The sequence below is a fragment of the Chryseolinea soli genome, assembly GCF_003589925.1.
GTDB classification, from domain to species: Bacteria; Bacteroidota; Bacteroidia; order Cytophagales; family Cyclobacteriaceae; genus Chryseolinea; species Chryseolinea soli.
This window is the reverse complement of sequence record NZ_CP032382.1, coordinates 919,951-945,931: the sequence shown is the minus strand read 5'-3', so window position 1 is coordinate 945,931 and position 25,981 is coordinate 919,951. Positions and strand designations below refer to the sequence as shown.

Below are 25,981 nucleotides of genomic sequence, written 5' to 3'. Positions count from 1 at the left end.
ATGAATCATGCCGCCGCCATCGTGCTGCTGTTGCTGTGTAGCACGGTAGCGTTTTCGCAACCCCAGTTAACCACCAAGTCAAAGAAGGCCTACGAACTCTATGTACAGGCCGATAATTTTCGCGTGCGCGGCCAATTCGCAGAGGCCATCAACCTGCTGAGCCAGGCCCTGGACAAAGACGACAAGTTTGTGGAAGCTTATTTCCGCCTGGGCCTCACCTATGCCAACATGAAGCAAGACACCAAGGCCATCGAGATCTATGAGAAAGGCCTTGCCCTCACCAACGACCTGCGCCTGCAAAAACTTTTCTGGTATGACCTCGGTGAGCTCTATTTGCTGACGGGCAGCTATGAAAAAGCCATGAAGGTCCTCAGTGCATTTGTGAACAACGAAAGCCAGAGCAAATCCCGGATCGACCGGGCCACGATGTTGTTCAGGAGTGCCGAATTTGCTTTGAAAAACAAAAACGAAACATCGGCGTATCACCAGCGGCCGCTGAGCGATACCGTTAACTGTTTTGTGCTCCAATATTTTCCCGTGCTAACGGCGGACCAAAAGCAATTGATCTTCACACGTCGCGAAAGCAACGATCCCAACGACACCGAAGACCTGATGGTGAGCAAAAAGGATGACCGCGGTCGCTGGACGCCACCAGTGTCGATTTCCAAAAACATCAATACCCGTCTCAACGAAGGAACCTGCACCGTCTCTGCCGATGGCCGGAAACTAATTTTTACCTCGTGTGCCGGCCGCGATGGCGTCGGCAGCTGCGACCTGTATGAAAGCCGAAAGATCGGCGACGACTGGACAGTGCCCACAAACCTTGGCCGCAACGTGAACAGCATCGATTGGGAATCACAACCCTCGCTCTCCGCCGACGGCCGCACGCTATACTTTGTCTCCGACCGCCGCGCCGGCCTGGGCCGCAACGACATCTGGGTCTCTACCCTAGGAGAAGACGGACGGTGGACCAAAGCCGTCAACGCCGGAAAAGGAGTGAACTCTCAATTTGATGAGATGTCGCCTTTCATTCACGCCAACAACCGCACGCTGTTCTTTGCCTCCAATGGGTTGCCCGGCTTTGGAGGATATGATATTTTTTATGTCGAAAAAGATTCTGCAGGCTGGTCGGCTCCCAGAAATTTTGGAGCACCGTTGAACGACCACGATGATCAATACGCCTTGTTCATCACGGCCGATGGCAAGAAAGGATACTACGCCCACGAAGAAGACCTGCCCAACGGCCATTCCCGGAGCAAGATCTTCGAGATCGACATCCCTGCTGAAAACCAGATGAAGTATCGCAGCAACTATGTGCGAGGCATCATCCGCGACAAGGACGACCAACATCCGCTGGCCGCAAAGGTGGAGTTGATCAACATCGGCAGCAACGCCATCGAATCGCTGGTGGAGTCCGATTCGGTGAACGGAGAATATCTGATGGTGCTCACGCAGGGAGCAAACTATGCACTGTACATCAACAAGCCGGGCTATCTCTTCAAGAGCTATAATTTTAATTATTCTGAGGTCAGGGATTTCCAGCCCATCGTCGTCAACATCGATCTCGAGAAAGTAAAAGAGGGTTCGGTGGCCGTCCTCAACAACATTTTTTTCGATGTAGATAAATATGACCTGCAGCAAAGGTCTGCTGCGGAGTTGCAAAAGATCGTCCGCTTCCTCAATGAGAACCCCGGCATACGGGTTCAGATCAGCGGCCACACGGACAACTCCGGCGCTGCGGACTATAACCGCCAGCTTTCCGAAAAACGCGCGCTCTCTGTTTATAATTATTTAGTCAAATCCGGTGTCGACAAAAAACGCCTTTCTACGAAAGGTTTCGGACCAGATAAGCCTGTGGCCTCAAACGAGACGGAGGAGGGACGACAGCAAAACAGAAGGATCGAATTCAGGATTGTGAAGTAATATTCTGTTCACGAAGCAATATTTCTTGTACAAAAACAACCGTTTATCCCAATTCAGCAGGGTGAGGGCCGGGCGCCAAAAACGCCAACGGAGGGCCTAATATCCCGTTTTAAATCGATTTCCGGCCCATTTTTATTTGGGGTTTGCCCTTAAAGTACCCCGTTTGTGGGGACAAAACACTGAAAATAAGTACCACATACTAAGGTACGTTAGTTTTACGATTTAAGATTTTGTTATAAGTTTGAACGCTCAACTCCCCCGCAGGGGGTTGGGTAAATAACTTCATTAACCTAAACTTAACAAAATGCGGAAATTTCTACTTGTATGCTTAACAGCGGTGTTTGCTCTCGCCAGTGGCGAGTTGCGGGCGCAGGAGCGAATTGTTACGGGGAGGCTTTTGTCACAAGAAGATGGCAAACCTCTTCCGGGCGTAAACGTCCTCTTAAAGGGCACGACAACGGGATCCGTTACCGATGCTGATGGACAGTATTCTATAAGTGTCCCCGCTTCAGGAGGAACACTTGTTTTTTCATTTATTGGTTTGAAATCTCAAGAAGTTGAGGTTGGTTCCAGAACCACTGTTGACGTTAACATGGAGTCTGACGTGACCCAGCTTTCGGAAGTAGTGGTGTCGGCGCTCGGTATCGAGCAGAACAAAGACGAGCTGGGTACTGCTACTTCGCAAATCTCGGGTAGCGCAGCAACCAAGTCAGGTGAATCTACACTGATCGCCGGTTTGGCCGGCAAGGCATCGGGTGTTAACATTGTTAAAAACAGTGGTGATCCCGGCGCTGGCGCATACATCCAGATTCGCGGTCAAAGTACAATCACCGGTAACCTCCAACCCCTCATCGTATTGGATGGTATGCCGATCTACAACTCATCGACTGGTATCAGTGCTACAGATGGTATGGTGGGCGGTACCGTTCAACAATCCCGTCTTAACGACTTGAACCCGGACGATATTCAGTCCGTGGAAATTCTCAAAGGTGCCAGTGCAGCAGCCTTGTGGGGAACTCGCGCCGCCAACGGTGTAATGGTGATCACCACCAAGAAAGGTTCCAGCCAAAAAGGAAAGATCAACGTGTCATTGAAATACACGCGTTCCGAAGACAAGGTTTACATCACCCACGACCTCACACACAACTGGGGTAGCGGTTCATTGATGAGATTCCAGAATACACCTACCAGCGGATGGAGCTGGGGTGATTATATTCCGGGTCGTACAGGTGGAGCCGATGCCTACATCACCGATCCTGCCGCAGCCGGCTACCAAGGATATTTTGAGGATGCCAAAGGAAACAAGATCTACAACATCGCCAATGGTACAGCCGCCGCGCCTCACGGAGGAAAGAACTCGCAAAACATCTATGATTACAAAGATCAGATCTTCAAGACCGGAAGCTACAATGACTTTGGTGTATCCTTGAACGGTGGTGATAAGGACGATAACTTCTACATCAGCATCGACAACATGAAGCAAGACGGTGTGATCCTGACAAACAGCAACTACGATCGCACATCTTTCCGCGTAAATACAAACAAACGGTTCAACAGCGTAGTGCGCATCGGCTCTAACTTTGGTTACACAAAGACCAAATCGAACCGTACGCAAATGGGTTCCAACACTTCCGGATTGTACCTGGGTGGTTTGAGAACATCTCCTGACTTCGACAACTCGATATTTGAAGGTACCTATACAGATGCCAACGGTGTGAAATTCCCCGATCGTCAACGGTCGTATCGCAACCCGCTGGGTATCCGGACCAACTCTACCTATGATAACCCGATCTGGTCTCAAAACCACAACATCAGCACAACGGATGTTGACCGTTTCATGGGTTCGTTCGAATTGGGCCTTGCGCCATTGAAATGGCTTGATGTTACAGCTCGTGCCGGCGTTGATAGCTATACCGACCGTCGCTACGACTTCCTCGATCCCCTTTCGGCTTCACTGCCCGGTGGTAGACTGGATCTTCAAACCATTCGCGAAACCCAGTACAACGGCGATCTTTTTGGCCGCGGTAAATTCAACATTAGCAAAGATTTCAACCTTATCGCTATGGTGGGTATGAACTTGAACCAACGTACTTTTGAAAGAATCGGTGGTTATGCCCAGAATTTTATCCTCAGCAGCCACGTTCCGTTGGATCTGACAAACGCCGGTCCTGCCACGCAGAACCCGTATAACAGCTTTCAGGTGCAACGCACAGCAGCGATCTACTCTACCATCGATTTAGCTTTCAAGGATCAGTTGTTCTTGAATTTGACAGGCAGAGCAGAAAGTGCATCGACCTTTGGTCGCGCCGTGAGCAGCACCTTCTTCTATCCCGCAGCAACATTGGCATGGCAATTCACACAGCTGATGGATTCCCGTGTCCTCAACTTTGGTAAACTTCGCGCAGGCTTTGGCCAGGTGGGTGTTCAACCTACACCTTATAATACAGCAACGTACTACGCCGCCGGTGGATTTGCCGACGGATGGGGTTCGCAATTGCTTTCTTCCGCCTACGGAAATGGTGGTTATGTTGAAAGCACGACCCTGGGTAACGCCTACCTGAAACCTGAAAGAAAAACCGAATTTGAATTTGGTACCGACTTGAGATTCTTCCAGGATCGCGTTTCGTTGAGTGCCACTTACTTTACGAACGAAACAAAAGATGCCATTTTGCCCGTAGCGACTGCACCTTCTACAGGTTTTAATCAAAAGACAGCTAACGCCGCTACACTGCAAACACACGGCTTGGAGTTTGATCTGTCCGCCACCATTCTTAAGGTGGGAGGCTTCACCTGGCAAATCAATGGCACGTGGTCGATGTATCGCAACAAGGTTACCAGCCTTGCCGGAACTTCTTCGCTGTTCTTGAATGGTTTTGCAGGTACATCCTCCAGAGCGGTTGAAGGACAACCTATCGGCGTACTGTGGGGTGTAGATTGGATGAAAGATGCCCAAGGAAATCTTATCCTGGACGAGAGAGGATATCCTCAAGCGGCCGCCAACGAATCGGTTATTGGTAACCCCAACCCGGATTGGAAAGCTGGCATCGGAAACACATTCTCCTTCAAAGGATTGTCTTTGTATGTATTAGTTGACAGAACACAAGGTGGCGACATCTGGGCAGGTACTCACGGTATCATGAACAACTTTGGTCGCTCTACCGACACCGATGTTCAGACCACAGTATCGGCTGCCGATGCGGCCACTATCCCGGTATACGGAACACTGACGTCTGGCAAGACCGTTGCACAACGTTATACTCCTAATGCAGATGGTACTTATACTTTCAGAGGTAGCCTCGCCAACTACGGTGCTGGCAACGTTGCCCTGGAACAAGGCTGGTACACCTCTACCGGTGGTGGTTTTGGTCCTGTAGCAAGCCAATTCATCAAGAAAGCAACCAACACCCGCATCCGCGAAGTGACGCTGGCGTATTCGCTGAATTCGCCCGGTTTCAGAGCAGCAACCAAGTTGACCTCCATCGACTTCTCCCTCACGGGCAGAAACCTCTGGATCACTGGTCCGGATGTGAAATACATTGGTAACGATCCTGAGACTAACCTTACCGGTGTTTCGAATGGTCGCGGCTTGGAGTACTTTAACAACCCCTCCACCCGTTCCTACTTATTCACCATCAAGATTAATTATTGATCAACCTTTAGGAATCTCATTATGAAAAAATACACGAAATTATTTAAGAGGGTTGCCCTTATCCTGATGGTGGGTGCGACAATTACCTCCTGCGAGAAATTTACGGATGGCGTAAGCGAATACGATCCTACATTGCCGACGGATGCATCTTTGGGCCAGGTAATCAACTCTGCCGAAGTGGCTTACATCGGATTTGTGGAAGGCGAACTGGCACGCATCGGAGGCATGTGGGCTGGCCAATTCACCGGAACAGACCGTCAATATGTGACGTTGAACAACTACACGTCTACTGCTCCTGACTATGACAATGCTTGGGGTAACCTGTATAGCGGCGTTTTGAAACCTTGGCGCATTGCCCAGCAGAAGGCAACCGCGTTGAACAACAAACGCGCATTGGCGTTGGCTCAGATCTTGGAAGCCCACACGATGATCACGGCAGCTTCCCTGTTCGGTGATATTCCTTATTCTCAAGCCAACAACTTGACAGAGTTTCCCAACCCGAAATTCGATGACCAGAAGGAGATCTACGCAGCGTTGTTGACCTTGTTGGATCAGGCGTTGGCAAACATTGCTGGTGCTTCTCCCGGAACTTCGTATGACGGTGATATTTTTTACTCAGCGGTTGCCGGTGACGATGCAAAATGGACTGCCGTAGCCAATACCGTGAAAGCAAAGATCTATCTTCAGTTAGGCGATTTCCAGAAAGCACATGATGCAGCAGCACTCGGATTGAGCGATGGCGCTGATGACTTGATGGCAAAACATGGTGACTCTTATAACCTGGATTTCAACATCTACTATTCGTTCCTTGTTTATGACCGTCCCGGTTACATGGGTGCTTCGGATTCTTACGCAGCCCGTATGATCGATCCTACTAACAACGCGGCAGCCTACAGCAAGAATAATGCGAAGACCGATGAGTCCGATCGTTTCACTTACATTTTCTATGGAAGCCTGGCAGATGGCTATGATCTGAACGTTTCAGGTTATGATTACGACGACGGCGAGCCGGATGGTATGTTCTCCAACAGAGCATCTTTCCCTATCGTTACCTATCGTGAAAACCAACTGATCCTGGCAGAGACTACCTTGCGTCTTTCCGGCACTACCGCAGCCTTGGATGTGTTGAATGACTACCGCGCTTACCTGGATGGAGGGGGATACCTGAATCCGGAATATGTAACGGGCGCAGGCCACTACCAAGCTTATGATTTGACGGATTTCGATCCGAGTGGAGCAGGAAACCCCGGCAATTTGGATCCTGCCGATGCTCTTTACGTGGAGATCACCAAAGAGAAATACATATCTCTTCTCTCCACAATGGATGTTTTTGTTGACCTCCACAGAAAAGGTTTCGGCTCTTTCTCAGGCAAACAAAACTGGGAAGTTTTGGGTCTTACACCCAACACCGGCTCTGTCATCCCTCAACGCTTCCTGATCGCTCAGGTAGAAGTTAACTCCAATACTTCTACACCTCGCCCTTCACCGGGTCTGTTCGATCTGCTCGAAGTGTTCCAATAGTAGAGAACAATATTTTTAAACGAGAAGGGTTGCCGCAAGGCAGCCCTTCTTTGTTTAAAAGCCCGTATCATCTCGTATTTGGCGTCTGTTCACCATCCCCCTATATTTGCAGCAGAATCCCGTACAAAATGGTCTACGTCAGTCGCAAAGAACACTTCAACGCCGCCCATAAGCTCTACAACCCCAAATGGTCGCAGGAGCGGAACGTGGAGGTCTTTGGGCCCTGCGCAAACGATAACTGGCACGGCCACAACTTCGAACTTATCGTCACCGTGAAGGGCCAACCCGACCCTGACACCGGTTTTGTCGTTGACCTGAAGCAACTGAGCAACCTCATCCGAAAGGAAGTGATCGACAAACTCGACCACAAAAACCTGAACCTGGATGTCGATTTCATGACCGGCAAGCTGGCCAGCTGCGAAAATCTCATCATCGAAATCTGGCGTATTTTACATACACACCTCCCGAGCATCACCCCACACGGCAAACTGCACAGCCTGCGTCTCTATGAAACGCCCCGCAATTACGTGGACTACTTTGGAGAATAAACCCGAAAGCCCGTACCTTACCGGCCTTACCTCGTAAATTCCATATGCGCTATTATATCATTGCGGGCGAACGATCAGGTGATTTACACGGCGGCAACCTCGTCAAGGCGCTTCGGCAACGCGATCCCCAGGCTACCTTCCGGGGTTTTGGTGGAGAGTATATGCAAGAGGCGGGCGTAACGTTGACCCTGCATTATTCAGAGATGGCCTTTATGGGTTTCGCCCAAGTGGTGCTCAACTTAAACCGGATCTCAAAATTCATCAAGCAATGCACCGCCGACATCAAGGACTTCAAGCCCGATGTGGTTATCCTCATCGACTACGGTGGCTTTAACCGACAGATTGCGGCCTTCTGCAAAAAGAATGGATTCAAAAACTTCTACTATATCACGCCTAAAGTGTGGGCTTGGGGCGTATACAGGGCCCGTGAGCTCAAGAAAAACGTCGACCGGATGTTTGTAATTCTTCCATTCGAGAAGGACTTCTTCAAAAAATTTCAATGGGATGTAGACTACGTTGGCAACCCTGTTTTGGACGCTGTCAAGGCCCATCACCGGGATGATCAGTTTTTGTCGAAATGGAATTTGAGCGGCAACAAAGAAATCATTGCACTGCTTCCTGGCAGTCGCAAGCAAGAACTAGAGCGCCTTGTTCCCGTTATGGCAGATGTTGCGCGCAGGTTTCCGGAATACCAGTTTGCTGTCGCAGCCGTTTCCAATCTGGATAAAACGCTGTACGCTCCTTTTTCAGAATTAAAAAATGTGAGCTACGTGGAGGAACAGACATACGATTTACTTTCTCATGCCCGGGCAGCTATCGTCACGTCAGGAACCGCTACACTCGAGACAGCGCTTTTTAGAGTGCCACAGATCGTCGTGTACAAAACAAGTTGGATAAATTACAAGATCAGCAAGTGGGTCATTCAGGTGCCTTACATTTCGCTTGTCAATCTCATTGCCGGAAGAGAAGTGGTCAAAGAAATGATCCAGGACGATGCTAACGTTGACCATCTTGCTGGCGAACTCAAACAACTTCTCATTGATTCCCCCCGCCGAAAAGAAGTTCTGAATGGCTACGACGAGATCATAAAAATATTGGACACGGGTTCTGCTTCTGAGAATGCGGCGGCGCTGATGACGGGGTATTTGATTCGGTAATTAGGAAGTAAACCTTCCCATCTACAATACGTCGAATAGGTTGAAAATTAAATGAGATCAAGGACGTCAAGATGAATGAACGAGAATGTGGAATAAATGGACACTGGTAAGTTGCGCGCTTGCCGTTCAGCTCCTAAGCTGTAACAAAGATGAAAGAGTAAGAGAGCGATTTAAGACGCAAAGTAAATTTCACTGTCAAATAGTGGTTGATCGGAATCAATATGAACACGATAGTATTCTTCTTGTAAAGAAATTGTCAAGTATAATTGAGGATAAGGAAGATCCTTATAATGCACTGGCTTTTGATAAAAATACAATTGTCAACATTGATACCATTTTATATGATTCACAAAAACGGCATTGCGCTATTTTTGTTATTTTGAAGATTTATGAACCCATTACAAAAGTGTGGGTGTATGATGGTTTGGTGCATTTTGCCGAATTGGATTCGAACCCGCAAGATTCTTTAAACTGGGATATATACGCCCACCATGGAGCAATTCATATCAATTCCGAGACATATGAAAAAATGTCTTATATCTTGCGTTTTCACAACTTAGCAGGCCGAAGCTATACGGGTTATCTTAATAATAGGCAAGAATTTAATCTAGATGATTGCAGATTTTGGGATAGCTTGCGTTTTAAAGATACAATTCAACAGGAAGGTTTCTATTAGCCAGTGTAACTGAGTTCTCGATTTATTCATCGTACCCTCTGCGTCCGACTCCATCTCATCTCATCTAGAAAGACCACACGCCGCAGTCAAACGACGGTCGGAACTACGGCAACGGTGACATTTTTTGCCGTGCGTAATCGCTATCATAAGGCTCGTATCACAATTAAAGTAAGTACTTCTACCTACGTATAAACGTCCTTACATCCTTGATTATCAATATGTAATTTTGATTTTTTTTGATGTGATGACTGTAAGACCGAACGGCCACAAAAGAGACCCTTCCTTCGCCTTCGATGAACTGCCCATGCCGGTGATTATCTATCGCCAGGACAACGGGTGTGTGTTGAAATATAATAAAGAAGCAAAGCGAGTGCTGGGCTTGTCAACTTCAGACAAGGCGTTGAATATTTCCAAGATCAGGCCGGAAACGCTTTCTAGACCGAAAACAGCGACATCCAAAAAGCCCGTCAATTTCGGCCCGGTAATTCATCGTACGAGCAAAGGCAAAGAGATCTTACTAGCTGTACTGCGCAAACCCATCAGCTTTGACGGCATGGATTGCTTTGTCGATTTTTTAGAAAGCGTTTGCGAAGCTGTTTCGATTAAAAATGAGAAGGCTAGCGCCAACCACAGCGAGACCCTGATTTTCGGAAAAATGGGAAGCGCCGAATTGGATCTGCAAACTTTTCTTCTGACGGTGAGCAAAGAATTATTTCAGCTATTGGATGTGGTGGTCGACGAACCTCAATCGATACCGATTGAACAATTTTTAAAGACGTATATCCATCCTGATTTTCGCTCGGAGGTGCAGCAAAAAATTGAAGAGGGTATGCGCGGCCTTGGCGCTGAGAAAAAGGTGGTAAACGTGGAGTTTGAAATGATCACGGCAACCGGCAGGAAGATCTGGATCAAAGCCCTGGGTATTTTTAAAGGAGGCACTGCCTTGGGAATTCTTCACGAGATAACGGAGCCGAAAAAGGCACAAGAAGCACTCGTTGATGCGAACGAGTTGTTCCAGCGTTTGGCGGACAACGTGCCGGGAATGATTTTCAAATACCAGCTCAAGGATGAAAGCAACGGTCAATTTCTTTTTGTCAGCAATGGATGTGAATCGTTGTTTGGAATTTCAGCCGAAAAAATAAAAGCACGGGGGTTAACCGAGATCATTCATCCTGATGATCTACCGCTAATCAGACAGGCTATGCGAGATGGATTTCATAATGATCTCCCTTGGGAAAGCGAGTTTAGGGTGATCATGCCCAATGGCTCTGTCAAATGGATAGCCGGCGCCTCGAATGCATACAAGGAAAAGAATGGAGAGCATTGTTGGTTTGGATTCATGCATGACATCACCGGGCGTAAGCTGGCTGAACTTAAGCGCAAAGAGATTGAACGTATAGCACAGGGAAATTTTAGAGCACTGGCCACCGAAATGGACAAGTTCCATTCATTGGTGGGCACCATAGATGGTATTGTTTGGGAAGCCGATGCACAGACTTTTGAATTTAAGTTTGTCAGCAAACAGGCGGAAAAGATATTAGGTTACCCGGTTTCCAATTGGCATACGGAACCTAACTTCTGGGCAAATAAAATTCATCCCGAAGACAGGGAGCGGGCCGTTAATTTTTGTAAGCTGTCCACAAGGAAATTGCGCGATCATGATTTCGAGTATCGCATGATCACCCGCGAGGGCTGTGAGGTATGGATTCAGGACAAGGTCACCGTTATTCATAAAGACGGCAAGCCCATTTTGCTTCGCGGCATCATGCTGGATATCACGGCCCGCAAAATGGCGGAAGAGGAAATAAGAAGGAGCGAGCAACGATTCAAACTCCTGTATAACAACACCCCCGTAATGATGCACTCCATTGAAGTGGATGGAAAACTGAGCAGGGTAAGTGATTTCTGGTTGCAAAAAATGGGATATTCCCGGGAGGAGGTTCTTGGAAAGCGAAGTGTGGAATTCATGACGGCTGAGTCAAGGGAAAAAGGGACTAAGGAGTTGGTAGATTTTATCCGGTCAGGCGTGGCGCGCAATTTGGAATTTGATTTTGTGACCAAAAGCGGTAGAGTTTTAAATACACTTTTATCGTCCAGTGCTGAGTATGACGGGCAAGGCCGGGTGACACGATCGCTCACCGTGGTCACCGACATCACCGAAACAAAAAAATTGGGGAAACGACTGGAGCTTGCCCATAAAGCCGCGCGATTGGGAGTTTGGCAAATCGATTTTGTGAACGACTCCTGGGAATGCGACGACAAGTTGAGGGAAATATTTGGTATCGAGGAAGGTGTGCTTACGCGCGAGAAGTATTGGGGAATCGTTCACCCCGATGACCGTGAAGCTAAAATGAAACGAGACAAGGGCTTGCTGACGTCGCCGGGCAGCCACTACTACGATGAGTACCGGATCATAAGACCAGTGGATCACGAGGTCCGGTATATAAAATCGCAGGGCTTATTTTTTCGGGATGAGCAGGGGAATCCGTTGAGTGGGATTTCTGTCGTGTATGATCAAACCCAGGAGAAATTAGCGGGACAGAAAATACTTCAATCACTGAAGGAAAAGGAGACGCTGATAAAGGAAGTGCATCACCGCATCAAGAACAATCTTCAACTGATCTCCAGCATTGTGTATCTGAAGCTGGCCACCTTTAAACAAAACGACATTCGCGAATTTTTGGAAGGCCTGCGTCAAAAGGTAAAGTCCATCGCCGTGCTGCATGAGCGCCTTCTTCAAACCGAAGAACTTGATTCGGTGAACATCGATGACTTTTTGAACAGAGTGCTGAAAGATATCCAGGTTTCATTTTATAGACCGGACTTGATCGTGGAGACGAAGAAGGAAATTTTGCCAGTTCAACTTCCATCCGACGTGGCCACGTACTGCGGCTTAATTGTGAATGAATTGGTCACAAACGCCATTAAACACGCCTTTCCCCCGGAAAGCAGAGGGAAGATCGTTGTCCGTTTCTTGCAGGAGGAGGGAAATTTTTTATTGAGTGTCTGTGATAACGGCATTGGGCTGCCGGAGAATGTTGCGCCACGGGAAACCGGTAGCTTCGGGATGTCCCTCATCTACATTTTTGTGAAACAGTTGGGAGGGGAGTTTTCGGTTCTTAGAAAAAATGGAACCGATTTTCAAATAAGATTTTCGACCGAATTTTTAACTGCTCCCAATACAGAAACAGTAACTAAACGAATTGTCTAAGAGAGATGATCAATAAGCTTAACCTATCGCTATTAGTTGTAATACTGGTATCCGCATTCCTCATTTTGATCGATTATTTCACCATCAGGACGACCTCGGCGGTGCGGGCCTACATCAACGGAGAATCGCGTTACTCAAAAGGACAAAAAGACGGTGCGAAGCATTTGATCATGTACATCAGTTCCGAAGACCCAAAATATTGGGAATTTTTCCTGAAGGAATTGAAAGTGCCGTTGGGTGATAGCACGGCGCGGATTGGCCTGGTGAACCATAGTGAAGAAGCCGTTATAAAGAATGGTTTTCTATTGGGTGAAAACCATGTCGATGACCTGGATAACATGATCTGGCTGTTCCGGAATTTTAAGGACGTTTCCTTTATGAAACATGCTATTCAGATTTGGAAACAGGCGGATGTCAAAATTGGGAAGCTTGTTTTGTTGGGGGGAGAGGTGAGGCAAAAAATAACGACCGGAAGTTTCTCGCGACAAGAAAAGGAATTGACGATGCAAGAAGTCGATCGCTTGACGTTGGAGCTAACAACGTTGGAGCGGGAATTCAGCGATGTGTTGGGTTCTGCCGCCCGCGAGATCAATGTTTACCTGTTCAGCCTCAATATTTTCCTGACGCTCCTGATCATCGGCAGCGCCGGAAGTTACTCGGTGCTCATGATTAGAAAATTGAGGGCCTCCAACGAGCAATTTAAAGAGACGTTACACTTTGGAAAAATGGGGAGCGCCGAATTGGACTTGCGGTCACTACAACTCACGGTGAGTAGCGAATTATTTCGATTGCTCGACATGGAAGTCAGTACCCCGCAGGTTATGCAGCTAGCCTATTTTCTGAAAACCTATGTCGACCCTGTATACCGTTCAGCCTTTCAGCAGAAAATAAAGGAGGGAGTGTCTGGTGTTTTGGATAAGGAGAAAAGCATGGTCGAGATCAAGTTTGAAATGACAACGCTGGCCGATAGAAAAATTTGGATCGATGCCAAGGGGATCTTTAAGGGAGATACCGGGCTTTTTATTTTCCATGATGTGATGGATGAGAAAGAAGCAGAATCGAAAATCATAAAAGAGCGGGAGCTTTCGGATTCTATTATTAATGGTTTGCCGGGTATGTTTTTTCTCTATGATGAAGACCATAAATATCTGAGATGGAACAAGAATTACGAAACGGTGACTGGATATTCGGGACAAGAAATAAGCACAATGACCCCGCTGGATTTTTTTGATGAAGCAGAGAAGGCATTGGCGGCCGAAAAAGTGAAATCTGTCTTCACCCATGGTCAGGCAGAAACTGAAATTGACCTTCTTACCAAGAACGGAATCAAGATTCCCTATTTCTTCACAGGCTGGAAGATAGCGTACGAGGGAAAGCGGTGTCTTATCGGAATCGGGATGGACATCACCGAGCGGAAAAAAGCTGAAGATGCCCTGCTCCTGAGCGAACAACGACTCAAGAAAATTTTGAACCGTTTTGAACGGCTCTCTGATAATATTCCTGGCTTTATTTATGAATTCCGTATGCGGCCCGACGGCTCTACGCATTTTCCGTTCGCGAGCAAAGGCATTCAAGAAATTTACAACCTGTCGCCAAGCCAGGTTTCGGAGGATGCGACGCCGTTGTTCAATTGCATGCATCCTGACGATCTTGGACGAATCACCAAGGAAGTAGAGCAGGCTGCCCGGGCGTTATCCGGTAATGTCAGCGAGTTTCGTGTCAACACACGGGGCGATAAGCCGAAATGGGTGAGGACACAGGCCACGATCGAGGCGCAAGACGATGGGAGTTTCCTGTGGTATGGGTACACCTTTGAGATAACCGAATTAAAAAATGCAATGTTGGTTTTGGAGCAGTTGCTCCGGGAGAAGGAGGAGCTCATTTCTGTTAAAGACAAATTTTTCAGCATTGTTTCGCACGACCTGAGAAGCCCTGTGAATACGTTACACAGTTTCATCATGTTGATCGAGAAGAATATTGACGCCTTATCAAAAGAAGAGATCAAGAAGATGGTAAGTGAGATCAACAACGCATTCCGGGACACCAAAGCCTTGATGGACGATCTCACTACCTGGGCGCAGTCGCGAATGAACGGCAATGGCACAACGGCAGAGAACATTGACTTAAAAAAGAACATCGATTCCGTTGTTTCCTTTGCCAGGGAAAGCAGTGCCACAAAGCAAATTGCAGTTACGTATAGCGGCCCAGACGAGCTTCCGGTTTTTGCCGACAGCTATCAGATCGATTTTATCGTTCGCAACCTCCTGAGCAATGCCATTAAATTTACCCCCCGGGGTGGTGAAATTGATATTTCCGCCCGTATGGACAATGGATTTGTAAGACTATCTATCCAGGATTCAGGCATAGGCATTTCGTCGGCGGACCTGAAAAATATTTTTCAAATGGGCAAGGTTAGGAGCACCAAGGGAACGGAAGGTGAAAAAGGAACAGGTTTGGGACTTGGTCTCGTAAAAGAATTTGTTGAAAAAAATGCGGGGGAGATTGCCGTGGAAAGCACGAAGGGCAAAGGAACGGCATTTCATGTCACACTGCTGCGAGGTGCTTCATCCAAGGATCGAATCACCAGCGCCTGATCATTTTAAGGACCGTTTAATTTATTCAGATAAACACACGTATGTCGAAAGCGCGGATCTTGATTGTGGAAGATTCTTTTATTGTAGCCTACCACTTGCAGGCGACTTTGGAGGGGGAAGGTTATACCGTTTTAGAAAAATTTGATTCCGGAAGTGCAGCGATTGAGTATGCCGAGCATAGCCGCCCGGATTTAGTTTTGATGGACATTATGCTCAATGGAGAAATGGACGGCATTCAAACCGCCTCCATCTTAAAATCGAGATTCAACTTGCCGGTTATTTACATTACGGCGCTGACGGATAGGGACACTATACAGCGGGCGAAAATTACCGAGCCCTACGGGTATCTGACAAAGCCTTTTGAAGACCGGGAGATTTTCACGGTAATTGAAATGGCACTCTATAAACACGAGATCGAATCGAAACTCAGACAAAGCGAAGAAAAATATTTTGCAACGGTCAAATCGATCAGCGATGCGATTGTGATCATAGACGACCAGTACACCATCTCCTACCTGAACCCCAAGGCAGAATCCATCACCGGCTACGCATTGCCAGATGCCCTTGGAAGGAATGTGGCTGACATTATGCACCTCCGGAATGAAGCCACCGGTGAATTCCCGGTTAACCCCATTCAATGCGACATCGTTTCTCAGCACAATGCCCTGCCTGAAGGCTTGCTGCTGGGATCCCGGCAAAATGTGTGGATCCCCATCGGGGAAGGAAGTTTGAGCCCGGTTATCGACGCGCGGGGCAGGCGGATTGGTTTGGTCATGATCTTTAAGGATTTGTCGGAGAAGCGAGCCAACGAAAAGATGGCAAAAGACTTTGAAAAACAGCGTCTCAGCGCACTCATCGAGGGGCAGGAAAAAGAGAGAAGCCGCATCGCCAAAGACCTGCACGATGGATTAGGTCAGATATTAAATGCTGTGAAAATGAACGTGAATGTATTGGTGACGGACAAACGTACGGCGCAGGATCTATACCAGTTATTGGATGAAGCGATCATGGAATCCATACGGATCTCCGAGAATCTTTTGCCTTCCAAGCTAAAGGATTTTGACCTGGCTACCTGTTTGAGATCGATGTGCAGACAAATGAACGAAACTGTGAACATCCCCATTTCGTTTCAATCTATGGGCGTTCCCGTGCCGCTGGAACAGGCCCATAAGGTGAATTTGTATCGAATAGCGCAGGAAGCGGTAACCAATGCCATCAAGCATGCTCACGCAAGTTCCATTACCGTGCGGTTGAGCGAAAGACCACAAGCCGTTCGCCTCAGTATTGAAGACAATGGAAAAGGCATCTGTCCAGCAAAAGATGATCGCAATCACAGTGGATTAGTAAATATGCGCGACCGTGCAGAAATTCTGCAAGGTAAACTTTCCGTTAAACCAGGCCCTGAGGGAGGCACCATTGTTATGATCGAAACACCTGTTCACCCCAACTAAACCGATATGAAAAAACATAGAATAATGTTGGCCGATGACCACGCCATGATTCGGGCCGGCGTGAAGAATTTGCTAAAAGAGTCCAAAGACATAACGATTGTAGGGGAGGCGGAGAATGGGCGTCAGGCTATCGATCTATATGAAGAATTAAAACCCGATCTGATCATCCTGGATATCTCTCTTCCCGATATGAACGGCATGGAAGTGACGCAAAAGATCCTGGCATTCGATGCCAACGCGAACATACTGATGCTTTCGATGTATGATGATGAAGATTATGTAGGCCGTTGCATCGAAAATGGAGTGAAAGGATATGTGGTGAAAAATGAAAGCGGGCAGGAACTGGAATATGCCGTTCATACCATTTTAGAAGGCAAAACATACTTTAGCCAACAAGTACATAAAGTAATCCTCAATAAATACAAACGGGGCGTAGTGAAGAAGAAAGAACGCCACGAGGATATCAAACTTACTGCCCGTGAAATAGAAATTGTCAAGCTCATTGATGATGGGCTCACCAGTGTGCAAATGGCCGACAAGTTATTCATCAGTCCCCGTACGGTGGAAACCCATCGGGCAAATCTCATGAAGAAATTTGCAGTAAAAAATTCCATTGAACTGGTTAAGAAAGCGCGACAGATAAATATTCTCACATAAGCACGTCTATTCGTACGTAGTTTTGCCTACTGCCCCTATGTAGTTCTACGAATCGTAATTCAATAAAAACATGTATTGAGCCAAGTCTTCCTTTTTCCAACCTTGGCGTGAACTAAGGAGGAGGATACGTCATGGATCAAAAAAATGGAATCAATAGATCCAAAGTGGACAGGGGGACAAAAAGGCAAACGCCTGTATTGGAAAACCCAGGTAAACTGTTTTTTGATAACACATTTGAAATCATTTTTTGGTCTTCCCCCGGTGACAAGATCCTTTTTGGTAACAGACTTTTTTTTGATGGTTTTGGGTTTGGCAATGACCACAGCTCAAAAGACTTTCCAGTCTTTGATTTGTTTGTGAACGTTGATGATTACCAACGCATAAAGCGGAAATTGTTGGGTGGCGAGCAGGTCCGGCAGTATGTCGTTAACTTTAAGAAGCTAAACGGAAAGAAAATTGTGGCATTGTTAAATGCCCAGAAGCTGGTCAATGAAATAGGAGAACTGGTTCTTCATTGGACCGCCCTTGATATTTCTGAACGGGTAGAATTTGAGCGGAACCTGGAACAAAAGAATCTACAGCTGGCCAAGATCAACAGCCAGATGGAAAAGTTTCTCTACAGTGCGTCGCATGATTTGCGATCGCCTCTTACGTCGATCATGGGTCTGGTGAATCTGACCCGACTGCACACCAGCGACCGGACTGTCATGGAGTACGTTGAAAAGATCGAGTTGAGCGCCGAACGCCTCGATGCGATTATCCGCGACATTATTAGTTTCTCAAAAACTACGTACAAAAATATCCACAGCGAAAAGATTGAATTCGATACACAGATCTGGAAGGTTGTCAATGCTCATCGCCATAATGAGAATTTCAATCGCTTGAATGTGGAGATAGTGATCCGGGGAGGGGCGGCCTTTTATAGCGACCGGGATCGGTTGGAGATCATACTGGAAAACCTGATACGGAATGCTATTCAGTTTTCGGATGCAGCCAAGGTCCGGCCGTTTCTTCACATCCTGGTGAACATGGTGCCGGAGCATGTAACCATTGAAGTCCATGACAACGGGATCGGTATCGCCCGCCAATATTTTGATCAGATCTTCAACATGTTTTACAAAGCCTCCAGCCAGTCGAGGGGCGCAGGGTTGGGCCTCTACATTGCTAAGGAAGGAATTGAGCAACTGGGCGGGGACATTTCTGTGCAATCTGAAGTTGGATTCGGTAGCGTGTTTAAAGTTTGTATTCCCAATAGTTTAAAGGGGAAACTCATCAATAGAAAGAATCAGCTCAAAAATGAGGCGGTAGAGCATTAGGTACGTGTAACTACTGAGTTTGCGTCCGTAGAACATCTGAATTCAAAATACAAGATTCTTCGGAATGTTTCTCCGCGCAGGTCGCAATACATTTATGAAAAAGTGGAGTGGTTTAATAAATGATGTAGTACTAAGAAAGAAAGGCAAAAAACATGATTATTCAAATCGGAGCGATGGATGTCTGGGATCACAGTTGGATAGAAGAGAAGATCATGCTGCGCCTTGGAGCTTCGGTTTTGAAAGTTCTACGTCAGTTAAACGAATGATGACGACCATGGATTCAGAACAAGTCGAAAACGAAGAAACCAGTCCAGCGCGGACACTAACAGCGACTCAACCAGAGCGAGGAAACGCAAATAAACCGAAATCTAAAACACCGAGGAAAATGAACAAGAATTTGTACCAGGAAAAGGAAAATGGAGCAAGCGGTGGTTCTTCAACCGGAGCAAGTGCTTCTTTAGTGGAAGATCTTCAAAAGCGCCTGCTGGAAATTCAACAGCTGGCCGATCGGAACGTGCAAGCGCTCAGTGCCGCCGTAGATGCTGTCGTTCAAATCGATGCACAAAGAAATATCATTTTCTATAACGATTCGGCGGAGAGGATGTTTGGCTTCAGCCGCGAAGAAGTGATGGGTAAAAACGTGAAAATGATCGTTCCGGTAGAACACCAGGGGGCACACGACCAATATGTAGAGAGTAACGTAAATACCGGTGTTAACAAAGTGGTAGGTATCGGGCGCGACCTCGAGGCTACAAAAAAAGATGGAACCAGATTCTGGATCAATCTTTCACTGAGCAAGACGAAAGTAGGTGATGAAATTCAATTCACAGCCTTCATCAAAGATATCACCCAGCAGAAGAACTCGACACTTGAAATTGAAAACCTGCAGCGTGAGTTAAAAAGCCGCATGGATCAGATCAACGTGGCCTGCGTGGTTTCCGAATCTGATCTGAAAGGCGATATCATCTACGTGAATGATTTGCTTTGCGAAATATCGCAGTACACCCGCGAAGAATGTATCGGGCAGCCGCATAGCATGTTCCGGCACCCGGATATGCCAAAATCGGTCTTCAAGGAGTTGTGGGCTACGATCGGTAAAGGAAAGATTTTCAGAGGCGTAATAAAAAACCGAAAGAAAGATGGAAGTCCGTATTGGGTTGATGCGTTAATCGCTCCGGTGTTGGGACCCAACGGGAAACCCATTAAATATATTGGCGTGCGGTATGTAATTACCGAGCAAATCGTGAAGCAGCAGGAGTTGGAAGGGCAAATGAATGCCATCAACGCATCCACCGCATACATCGAATTTAACAATGACGGCACAGTAATGAAGGCCAACGAGCTGTTCCTTAGAACGCTCAAATACTCACGGGAGGAAATTGAGGGAAAGCACCATCGTATTTTTTGTGACGCTGCCTACGCCAGTTCTCGCGAGTATGAACAGTTCTGGACGAATTTGAGGAATGGCAATGCGCAGGTAGGGGAATTTAAACGTAAAGCAAAGGACGGTTCGGAAGTCTGGATACAAGCGAATTATACGCCGGTAAAAGACGAAAAGGGAAACGTCGTCAAGGTGATCAAGCTGGCCAATGACATCACCGGTCAGAAATTGAAGAATATTGATTTCCAGGGACAATTGGAGGCAATTGGCAGATCAAATGCGGTTATAGAGTTCAACATGGATGGCACGATCATTACAGCAAATGAGAACTTTTTAAAGACCGTTGGCTATTCCTTAAGTGATGTCAAAGGAAAACATCACCGCATGTTTGTGACAACAGAGCATGGACAGAGCGCGGAGTATAAAAATTTTTGGGATGCACTGGGGAGAGGAGAATTTTTTGTGGGAACCTACACGCGTGTCAACAGACAAGGCGATGAGATCTATCTCCAGGCTTCGTACAATCCCATTGTGGATTTGGATGGCAAACCGGTCAAGGTAGTGAAATACGCTTTGGATATGACAGAAGTGATCCGCGTAATTAAGGCGATGGCGAAAGGTGACCTGAGCTTGCGCTGCGACACATCCGTGGACAACAGCGGACTCACGGCGGAGGTCAATAAAACGCTGGTAAACCTCAACAACGTATTGGCCAATATCAGTCAAGGCTCGGATGTGGTCGCCAAATCTTCCGATTTGCTACAGAAGAAGACGGATGATATGAAGCGCAATACCACCGAAGTGGCCTCGGCCATTTCGCAAATGGCGAAAGGCGCACAAGATCAGGCCTCACGCACCGATGAGTCGTCCAAGCTGATCAATCACGTGATGTCTTCCGCGAATGACATGGAGAAGAAAGCCAACGTGATCAACAAAGCTGCCGAACGAGGGCTTGAGGGTTCCAACCAGGGAATGCGTACCGTCAAAGTGCTGGTCAATAACATGGGCGACATAAAAGAATCAGCAGCACAAACATCCCAATCCATTGGTGTGCTCACGAAACGTACGGAAGAAATTGGCCGGACGCTGAATGTGATCACCGACATCGCCAGTCAAACAAATTTGCTCGCCCTGAATGCCGCCATTGAAGCGGCGCGCGCGGGTGATGCCGGAAGGGGCTTTGCCGTAGTGGCGGAAGAGATACGCAAGTTGGCGGAAGATTCGCGGAAGTCAGCTGTCGAGATCGAAAAGATCATTAGCGATGTGCAGCGCGATACGCAAGCCGCGGGAAAGGCGATTGAAACCATGGAGGCGAGTGTGAAGGAAGGAAATAAATCGAGTGTTGAGGCGGAAGTAATTTTCCGGGAAATTGCCAAGTCCAGCGAAGAGACGTTTGGTGCTTCGAAAGAAATCCAGACCGCCACGATGGCGCAGAAGGAATCGATCGGTTCCGTTGTAAAAAATTTCGAACAGATCGTGGTGGTATCGGAAGAAACCGCAGCCGGCACACAACAGGTGGCCACTTCCAGTCAGCAAATGAGTGGCGGCATGACCGAGATCGCCAAGGCTGGTGATGAACTGTCGGCCGTTGCCGCTGAACTTCAGGCCGGCATCCAGCAATTTAAACTTAAGAAATAACGGTTGGTCCGGTGCCGGGTTTTTCGCCTGGCCCGGCATTTCCGCTAAATCCTATGTCGTTTCAAAGCAATACGTATGAAGGAAGATATACATACAGAAAAACAAAAAATCGGTTCTCAGCGCTCGCTTCAGATCGTGGTGTTCAAATTAGGCAATGAAGAATATGGACTGCACATCGATCAAATTAAAGAAGTAGTGATCACCCCCACGATCACGCGAATGCCGCAAACCCCTTCGTATGTGAAAGGTGTGGCCAATATCCGCGGCAACGTGATCGCGATTTTTGATCTGGAAGATCGGTTCAACCTTTCCAGCACCGTGCAAAACCAGGGAAATAAGTATACCCTTGTGGTGGAAAGCGAAGATGTGAAATTAGGACTGCTCGTGAATGAGGTTCCCAATACGGTTTCGGTAAACGCTTCCGATCTAGACGAGTCAGTGGGTATTATTAATGATGCCAATGCCGAAACGAACTATATAAAAGGCATCATCAAAGCGGGCCATCGCCTGATCATTCTCATCGATATTTTCAAAGTGATTGACCAGGAGTTGGCCAACACGCTGAAAAAAACAGCGGTGGCAGCATGATGGAGTATACACTAACGATTGGTGACGTGGCCATTTCGCCAGGCCCGGCAACCTATACCTGCTTTGGATTGGGTTCTTGCATCGGTCTCTTTATTCAGGATCGGGTCACGGGCATGTCGGGTGGTGCGCATATCCTTCTTCCAGAAAATGAGAGGGGGCCAGGCGACTGCGCGAAGTTTTATAGTGTCTCCGCGGCCCTAGAGGAGTTGCTCAGTCGGTTTAGGCTGCATGGCAATAGTCTCGCTTCGCTGCGGGCGAAAGTTGTTGGGGGCGCCAATGTCATTGGTGTAAATACGCAAGCCGGCCGGAGAAATTCGGAGTCTGTGGTGAGCCGTTTGATCGCAAATAGAATTTTTATTGCTGCCCTGGATGTGGGCGGAAATTGTTCAAGGACGGCAAAGTTCTGGAGCAGTTCGGGACAGCTGCGCGTTCGCATACCCGGAAATGATCAGTGTAGAATTTATTAACAAAATCGTACTAAACATGACAAAGAGTGTATTGATCGTTGATGATTCCTTGTACATGAGGACGCTCATTAAAGACGCTCTCGAATCGGGAGGGTACAGCGTGGTGGGGCAGGCTGCGAATGGTGAAGAGGCAATTGATCTGGCTTTTGAGTTGCAGCCGGATGTGATCACCTTGGATAACATCCTTCCCGATATGATCGGAACAGATATCTTAAAAGTATACCAGGAAGAAGGATTAAAATCAAAAGTGGTGATGATCAGCGCGGTGGGCCAGGAGTCTGTTGTAAATGAGGGATTGCGGCTTGGGGCCAAAGCCTACATCGTGAAGCCTTTCACAAACGATCAATTGGTGGAAGCCATCAACAAAGCCTAACCTACATGGCAGTCACTCGCATTCGAACCGTTCTGATTGATGACTCGGCATTTATGCGAAAGGTCATCGGCGACATGCTTAACGGCGATGAATCGATTGAACTTGTGGGTGTGGCAGCAAATGGGCAGCAAGGGGCTGCAATGGCATTAGAGTTAAAGGTAGATGTTGTTGTTACGGATATGGTAATGCCTGGCTATGATGGGTTGTATGTGATAAATGCCATTATGGAGAGCAGCCCCAAGCCCATTATTTTGCTGAGTTCGCTGGAAAAAACGGACTCGCGGATTTTTGATGCACTGAAGCATGGTGCTTTTGAATTTATTGACAAGCCCACCGGCATGGAGCAGCTGCGGGTGGGTGACTATCGTTTATTGGATCTGATCAAAGAAGCCTCCCGGATCGACTGCACGTTGCTGAGGGAAAAACAGAAGGCCCACGCGAATAGCCATGTTCATAGTTTTGGTAAAGCCTTGAACTATGAAATTATTGTGATCGGTGCTTCTACTGGTGGCCCGGGGGCCGTTGAGGCCATCATCAATAATCTGCCGAAAAATTTAGAGATCCCCGTGGTCATTGTTCAACATATGCCCACGCGGTTTTTGGAGACGTTCACGGAACGCTTAAATGAAAACAGTCCCCTTCCGGTTCGCCTGGCCCGCAAGGGTGAGGCCGTAAAAGGTGGAGTGATCTATATCGCGCCCGGCGAATCCAATATGCGCATAGAAAAAAATCACCTCACCAAAGCCCCGATGGTTACGTTCACGAGCCGGAAATACAACGAATTCAACTACCCTTCTGTGGATTGTCTCTTTGAATCAGTAGCGGAGACGTATGGTAAACATTCGATCGGCGTAGTCCTCACCGGCATGGGAAAGGATGGCACCATGGGGCTACTGAAAATAAAGGAAAAAGGTGGCTACACGATTGCGCAAGATGAGGAGTCGTCTGTGGTGTTTGGCATGCCCAAGGCGGCCATCGAAAGAGGTGCCGTGAAGCAGGTCGTTAGTTTGAAACAGATACCAGGTTTTATAGTGAGCTGTTTATAGTCCAACGAAAAATCAATGCACATGAAAAATAAAGAAGACGAATACGAAGAGATTTTTCTGGCAGAGGCAATGGATAATTTCGAAGAGATCAACCGTTTGCTGACTCACTTGGAGAGAAATAAAAGTGACAAAAATACAATTCATGCTTTGTTCCGCATCACGCACACCTTGAAGGGAAACGCTTCCGGAATGGGCTTTACAGGGATCTATGAAATAGCGCATGTTTTGGAAGATTTGTTTGGCGAAGTGCGCGATGGGAGAATTGCATTGGACGAAAATCTGTTTACCTCGATGTACAAAGCAGTAGACATACTGGGCGGCCTCATCAACGGCATTAAAGATAAAACCGAAGTAAAATATAAAGGGATAAAAACCAAATTAGAAGTATTGATCAAACGCGCAAAAGAGCGCACAGCCGAAGTCCAGTATGTAGAGGGTAACGCCAACAATGCGTTTACGCAGGAATCGCCTGAAAGTGATGAAGCTTCATTCCTGTCGGACGAAGCGGCTCCAGGTGAGTCAGACAGCAAAATTTCTTTTTCCGACCTGGTGCAGGTCCCGGTTCGCAAGCTTGACAATCTTCTTAACCTGGTCGGGGAATTAATTATTGAAAAGGACAGAATACTCGCCTCGCAGGCAGGAAGCGGTTTGCGTGCTTCGAATGAATATGCACGGTTGAGTAGAATCAGTTCGGATCTTCAATATTCGGTCATGGATGTGCGCCTGGTTCAGGTTGGATTTCTCTTTAATAAGTTCCATCGCGTGGTGCGGGATGCGGCCTCCGTGGAGGGTAAGGATGTGGTGTTAAAGCTGGAAGGAACTGACACCGAAATTGACCGAAACGTGTTGCAGGTGATCAGCGATTCATTGATTCACTTGATCCGGAATTGTGTCGGCCACGGCATTGAGGAACCCGAGGAACGATTGAAACGGAACAAGCCAAAAGACGGCGTGATAACGCTCAGCGCCCGCAGCGAAACGGATGCCGTGCGCATTGAAATTAGCGATGACGGAAGAGGATTGAATTATCAAAGGATCAAAGCCAAAGCCATCAGTAAGGGATTGATTACAGCCGAAGATGCTGAAAAACTGGGTAATAGCGATTTGAGCATGCTCATCTTCGAACCTGGATTTTCAACCATGGACGAAGTAACGGCCATTTCCGGCCGGGGCGTTGGCATGGACGTGGTGAAGAAAACGCTGGACTCCATCGGAGGAACCATCCGCCTGGCCAGTACGGATGGAAAAGGAGCCGTCATCCAACTGACACTCCCATCTTCCATGGCCGTGAAATCGTCGTTGTTGTTTGAATTGAAACATGAAGTATATGCCATACCACTCGCTTACACGGAATCGGTTATTTCCCTTTACAAGACCGACATTCACAAAGCGGGCGGGGGATTGGTGGCTACGCACTTGGGCAAAAATATTGCCGTTGTTTTTTTGAATGATGTCTTTGAGCAGCCCGCTGAAAAATCAGGTGGCAACGCCAACGTTTTTCAAGCCACTTTCGACGATATCCACCCCGAAACGAAGCTGGAAATTGTGGTGGTGAATTTTAATAATCGAACCGTAGGCATTGTGGTAGATAAACTGCTGCAGCAAAAGGAAATTGTCGAGAAACCCTTGATGAAGCCGGTTGACCGGATAAAGTTTATCAGTGGCTTTACGATCCTGGGTAGTGGTAATGTGTGCCTTGTGCTGAACGTACCGTATGTGCTGAATTTTATATTTAGCCTCTCCACGCAGCATAAATCTTCTAAGAATTTCAACTTAAACTAGACA

The 25,981-nt window shown here is 47.4% G+C and carries 17 protein-coding genes; all 17 read left to right on the top strand.

What is annotated here, in order from left to right; all coding sequences use genetic code 11:
* Entirely contained in the window at positions 1-1,923 is a 1,923-nt protein-coding gene (locus D4L85_RS03800; protein WP_119753065.1) for an OmpA family protein, read from the top strand.
* Between the two features lie 304 nt (positions 1,924-2,227).
* Positions 2,228-5,572 carry a SusC/RagA family TonB-linked outer membrane protein gene (locus tag D4L85_RS03795; RefSeq protein ID WP_119753064.1) on the top strand — a complete coding sequence of 1,115 codons (3,345 nt, stop codon included), beginning with the start codon at positions 2,228-2,230 and terminating at the stop codon, positions 5,570-5,572.
* 21 nt (positions 5,573-5,593) lie between these two features.
* On the top strand, positions 5,594-7,093 hold the full coding sequence (locus D4L85_RS03790) for a SusD/RagB family nutrient-binding outer membrane lipoprotein (protein ID WP_119753063.1): 1,500 nt from the start codon (positions 5,594-5,596) through the stop codon (positions 7,091-7,093).
* A 128-nt stretch (positions 7,094-7,221) separates the two neighbouring features.
* On the top strand, positions 7,222-7,641 hold the full coding sequence (locus D4L85_RS03785) for a 6-pyruvoyl trahydropterin synthase family protein (protein ID WP_119753062.1): 420 nt from the start codon (positions 7,222-7,224) through the stop codon (positions 7,639-7,641).
* 44 nt (positions 7,642-7,685) lie between these two features.
* Positions 7,686-8,798 (top strand): lipid-A-disaccharide synthase, encoded by a 1,113-nt coding sequence (gene lpxB / locus D4L85_RS03780; RefSeq protein WP_119753061.1) that lies wholly within the window; start codon positions 7,686-7,688, stop codon positions 8,796-8,798.
* Between the two features lie 85 nt (positions 8,799-8,883).
* Positions 8,884-9,474 (top strand): hypothetical protein, encoded by a 591-nt coding sequence (locus D4L85_RS03775; protein WP_119753060.1) that lies wholly within the window; start codon positions 8,884-8,886, stop codon positions 9,472-9,474.
* Positions 9,475-9,718: 244 nt separating this feature from the next.
* Complete coding sequence (locus D4L85_RS03770) at positions 9,719-12,685, top strand: PAS domain-containing protein (RefSeq protein WP_119753059.1); 2,967 nt, start codon at positions 9,719-9,721, stop codon at positions 12,683-12,685.
* A gap of 5 nt (positions 12,686-12,690) precedes the next feature.
* Positions 12,691-15,279, top strand: a complete 2,589-nt coding sequence (locus D4L85_RS03765) for a sensor histidine kinase (RefSeq protein ID WP_119753058.1) — start codon at positions 12,691-12,693, stop codon at positions 15,277-15,279.
* 41 nt (positions 15,280-15,320) lie between these two features.
* A complete protein-coding gene (locus D4L85_RS03760; RefSeq protein WP_119753057.1) occupies positions 15,321-16,730 on the top strand; it encodes a response regulator in 1,410 nt (469 codons plus the stop codon).
* Between the two features lie 6 nt (positions 16,731-16,736).
* The gene (locus D4L85_RS03755) at positions 16,737-17,387 is read left to right on the top strand and encodes a response regulator transcription factor (protein ID WP_119753056.1); all 651 of its coding nucleotides are present in this window, start codon (positions 16,737-16,739) and stop codon (positions 17,385-17,387) included.
* 356 nt (positions 17,388-17,743) lie between these two features.
* Complete coding sequence (locus tag D4L85_RS03750; RefSeq protein WP_160143522.1) at positions 17,744-18,703, top strand: sensor histidine kinase; 960 nt, start codon at positions 17,744-17,746, stop codon at positions 18,701-18,703.
* 385 nt (positions 18,704-19,088) lie between these two features.
* Positions 19,089-21,722, top strand: coding sequence for a PAS domain S-box protein (locus D4L85_RS03745; protein WP_160143521.1), 2,634 nt, complete (start codon positions 19,089-19,091; stop codon positions 21,720-21,722).
* A 75-nt stretch (positions 21,723-21,797) separates the two neighbouring features.
* Entirely contained in the window at positions 21,798-22,310 is a 513-nt protein-coding gene (locus D4L85_RS03740) for a chemotaxis protein CheW (protein WP_119753053.1), read from the top strand.
* The gene (locus D4L85_RS03735; RefSeq protein WP_119753052.1) at positions 22,307-22,777 is read left to right on the top strand and encodes a chemotaxis protein CheD; all 471 of its coding nucleotides are present in this window, start codon (positions 22,307-22,309) and stop codon (positions 22,775-22,777) included. Before D4L85_RS03740 ends, D4L85_RS03735 begins: the two co-directional genes overlap by 4 nt.
* Before the next feature lie 16 nt (positions 22,778-22,793).
* Complete coding sequence (locus tag D4L85_RS03730) at positions 22,794-23,150, top strand: response regulator (RefSeq protein ID WP_119753051.1); 357 nt, start codon at positions 22,794-22,796, stop codon at positions 23,148-23,150.
* A 5-nt stretch (positions 23,151-23,155) separates the two neighbouring features.
* Complete coding sequence (cheB, locus tag D4L85_RS03725) at positions 23,156-24,196, top strand: chemotaxis-specific protein-glutamate methyltransferase CheB (protein ID WP_119753050.1); 1,041 nt, start codon at positions 23,156-23,158, stop codon at positions 24,194-24,196.
* 21 nt (positions 24,197-24,217) lie between these two features.
* Entirely contained in the window at positions 24,218-25,978 is a 1,761-nt protein-coding gene (locus tag D4L85_RS03720) for a chemotaxis protein CheA (RefSeq protein ID WP_160143520.1), read from the top strand.
* Positions 25,979-25,981 lie beyond the last annotated feature (3 nt).